The following is a 2,572-nucleotide window of genomic DNA, read 5'->3' as shown; positions in this document are numbered from 1 at the left end:
GCGTAATCAAAAAGTGTTAAGTCGGTTGGTACACCTGGTCCTCCTGAGGCTCCGCCTGATGAATCGGTATGTGATACTCCACTTGGATCAGCTCCTTGAACCGTTGCCGTGTTTTCTAAATCTTCTGCTGGGGCTGCTGCTGCATTTGGATCTACGCGTACCATAAACACCACCGAAATCTCATCGCCTACACCTAAAACATTATCGATTGTTGTATCAAATAAATCACTACTGCTGCCGCCGTCAAAAGACGCATCTAAGCTCGGTAAAACTAATGCCGTGTCATTTACATCACTGACTACCGAAACTTCTGGTGTACTTAAAATACCACCACTAGTATCTGAACTCGTACTTGGCGTAAAGGCTGAACCTAAATTAGTCGATGCGTTTAAAATATCACTAACTTGAACGTTATGCATGTCTACATTACCTACGTTTTTTGTTGTAATGGTAACTGCTACATCAAACGTACCGTCTGCATTTAATATCGGAGTGCCAAACGATTTGGTCGATTCTAATTTTGGATTCGTTAATGGTGGGGTAACCACGACAGGTTCTCCTGGACCTCCATTATCTCCGCCTGTTAAATCTGACACTTCGTTACCTCCTGGGTCTTGACCACTTAAGGTTGCCGTATTGTTTAATTCTTCTGGGGCTCCTGAGGCATTCGGGTCTATACGGATGGTAAAGACTACCGCTATTTCATCATTTACTCCTAAAACACCTGAACTACCATCTAATAATTCACTATTGCTACCGCCATCAAAAGACGCATTAGCTAATGGTGCTTCAGCTGTTGTGCTATTGCCATCGTCGATAATGGTAATCGCAGGTGCAACAACAATTCCTGTTGAGGGATCATAGGCTGTTCCTAAATTATTTGCTGCGGTCAACTCATCGTTAAGTTGTAAATTATCAATATCTACATTACCTATATTTTTACCTGTAATGGTTACCTCTACATCAAAGGTACCGTCTTCATTTAATACGGGTGTACCAAACGATTTGCTAGACTGTAATTTAGGTAACATCGCTGGCGTTGTTAATGGTGTAGGCTTGCCTGGACCTGGGTTAACAGCGTCATGAGCTCCTGATGAACCCGTGTCGTCTGACATAGTCGTTCCTCCTGGGCCGTCTCCACTTACCGTAGCCGTATTTTGTAAATCTGTAACTCCCGAAGCATTGGGGTCTAGTTTTACCGTAAACGCGACTTCAACTTGATCACCACTGCCTAAGGTTCCTGAAATACCATCAAAAAGAGTAGCATTTGCTGAACTTCCATCAAAACTACCATTTACCGTTGGAGCCTCTGAAATTACATTTGTAATACCATAGGTTGAGGGATCATAATCTACTATCGTAACTGTTGGTGCATCTATTACACTAACAAAGGCCGCTCCAAAATTATCAGAACTACTTAAATCATCTGTTATTTGTAAATTTGTTAAATCTTGAACGCCCGTATTTACGGCAGTAATATACACCGGAACATCTACCGTACCGTCTGCATTTAGTACAGGGGTACCAAAGGTTTTTGTGCCTTGTATACCTAAAGTTACATTTATATCTGCAAGCGCAGGTTCACCTGGACCGCCTGATTCTCCACCACTATCATCTGTTACCGCTGAACCACTTGGATCCTCTCCACTTGCCGTTGCTGTATTAGCAATTGGTGAACTAGCTGCTGGATCAACCTCTGCTACAAAGGTTACTTCTATTGCATCGCCTACCCCTAAAATACCTGATGTACCATCAAAAAGAGTAGCTGCTGCATCGCCATCAAACGAGGCATTTACCGTAGGTAAAACAGCTTCACCACTTGCATTAGAAACAATAGAAACCGTTGGTGCTTCCGCTATACCTTTAAAATAAGCACCTAAATTACTCACATCAGATAACTTATCTTCTAGCTGTAGATTATCTAAGTTTACATCGCCTACATTTCGTATAATAATATGTACCGGAACATAGAAAACCCCTGCATCTTGAATGGCTGCTCCAAAACTCTTATCCGCTTCTAGTTTTGGGTTCATAGGTAATGGGGTGAGCATAATCGGTGAGCCTGGACCACCCGATGCACCACCGGTATCATCACTTACTGTTGCTCCACTTGGGTCTTCGCCACTAGCTGTGGCTAAGTTTTGTAATAATGGATCGCCATTAGTATCTGTTGGAGCTCCTGCTGCATAAGGATCTACCTGTACTGTAAAGCTTACCACTACCACATCATTTACCCCTAAAATACCTGAACTGCCATCTAATAAATCACCATTAGAATCACCATCAAATGAGCTATTTACATTAGGTGCTAACGCTATCGTTGCATTTCCGTCTTCTACCACAGTAACTGTTGGTGCGCTTATAAGACCTGTTGAAGGGTCGTAAGCTGTACCAAAATTAGAAGCATCGGTCAATACATCGGTAAGCTGTAGGTTTTCAATATCTACATCACCTACATTCTTCGCTTTTATAGTAATCGCCACATTCCATGTGCCATCTGAATTTAAGCTTGGTGCGCCATAACTCTTGGTTGCTTCTAACTTCGGAGTCATACTAGGTGGCGTTATTACCG

1 protein-coding gene is annotated in these 2,572 nt (G+C 42.5%); it reads right to left on the bottom strand.

Annotated features, from left to right (window positions below; genetic code table 11):
- On the bottom strand, window positions 1-2,552 hold a 2,552-nt coding region (locus AB2B44_RS10555; protein WP_369049549.1), incomplete at its 3' end, for a hypothetical protein.
- Window positions 2,553-2,572: the final 20 nt, after the last annotated feature.

The sequence above is a fragment of the Tenacibaculum sp. UWU-22 genome, from assembly GCF_041021355.1.
Taxonomy (GTDB): Bacteria; Bacteroidota; Bacteroidia; order Flavobacteriales; family Flavobacteriaceae; genus Polaribacter.
Note: the sequence above shows the minus strand (reverse complement) of the source record. Positions and strands in the feature narration are given on the sequence as shown.